Origin of the sequence: Marinimicrobium sp. UBA4209, assembly GCF_002381585.1 — a bacterium.
In the GTDB taxonomy this organism is placed as follows: domain Bacteria; phylum Pseudomonadota; class Gammaproteobacteria; order Pseudomonadales; family Cellvibrionaceae; genus Marinimicrobium; species Marinimicrobium koreense.
In genome coordinates, this window is record NZ_DFTP01000062.1 from 1,667 (window position 1) to 2,628 (window position 962).

The 962-nt window shown below is 59.4% G+C and carries 2 protein-coding genes; both read right to left on the minus strand.

The window, feature by feature from the left end; all coding sequences use genetic code 11:
- Nucleotides 1-189: 189 nt before the first annotated feature.
- On the minus strand, nt 190-378 hold the full coding sequence (ccmD, locus tag B3187_RS08915; RefSeq protein WP_024460141.1) for a heme exporter protein CcmD: 189 nt from the start codon (nt 376-378) through the stop codon (nt 190-192).
- The coding region (locus B3187_RS08920; protein WP_286805860.1) for a heme ABC transporter permease at nt 378-962 on the minus strand (585 nt) is incomplete at its 5' end. The genes B3187_RS08920 and ccmD, both read right to left, overlap by 1 nt.

The window sequence follows — 962 nt, forward strand, 5'->3', positions numbered from 1 at the left end:
AAAACAGATTGATATTGGCGCGCAAGGCGTAAGCCATCAGACCCACTGCCAGGGTGGAAAACACCACCACAAAAAGCACCATGAACAGACGTTGTCGACGGACGGGATGCATAGGCTACTTCACTTCTCTTCACGAAGGCGGCCGAAAGAAGCCGCAGTGTATCAGGATTGGGGCGTCACCGCCGCCGGTTACTCCGCTGACCGCGCCGAGCGGCGAAGCAGTGCCGCCTGTCGGCGCAACCAGCGCTTGCGGCGGATACCCGGGCTCAGCAACAGGTACAGGAGCGTTCCCCAGGTGATCAGATAACACACCCAGACGTAGGGGCCGTGCCCTCCCATTCGCAAAAATTCGGCAAACGAGTCAAAGTAAAAACTCATCAGTGACGCTCCTCTTGGGCAATCAGCTCTCGCACCCAGCCGGTACGGCTCTCGCGGCGCAGTATTTCATAGCGGGTGTAGCGCAGCAGCACCACCGCATAGAATACGTAAAACGCCAGGATCATGGTCAACAGAGGGTACAACATCGAGGCGTGAATGGTGGGCGCCGACGTCAACTTGAGCGTGGCGGGCTGATGCAGGGTGTACCACCAGTCCACGGACTTGTAGATGATCGGGATATTCACGGTGCCGACCAGAGCCAGCACGGCACTGGCTTTATCCGCCGCCTCGCGGCTCATGAAGGCGCTCTGCAGCGCCATGATGCCCAGATAAAGGAAAAACAGTATCAACATCGAGGTAATGCGCGCATCCCAGGCCCACCAGGTGCCCCAGGTGGGTTTGCCCCAGATGGCACCGGTGACCAGGGAGACGAAGGTCAGGGCTGCGCCGATGGGGGCGGCGGATTTCATCACCATGAAAGCCAGCTTCATTCGCCAGATCAGCCCTACCGCCCCGCACAGTGCCATCACGTAATAGCCCGCCAGCGCGAGAAACGCGGCGGGCACGTGGATATAGATGATCCG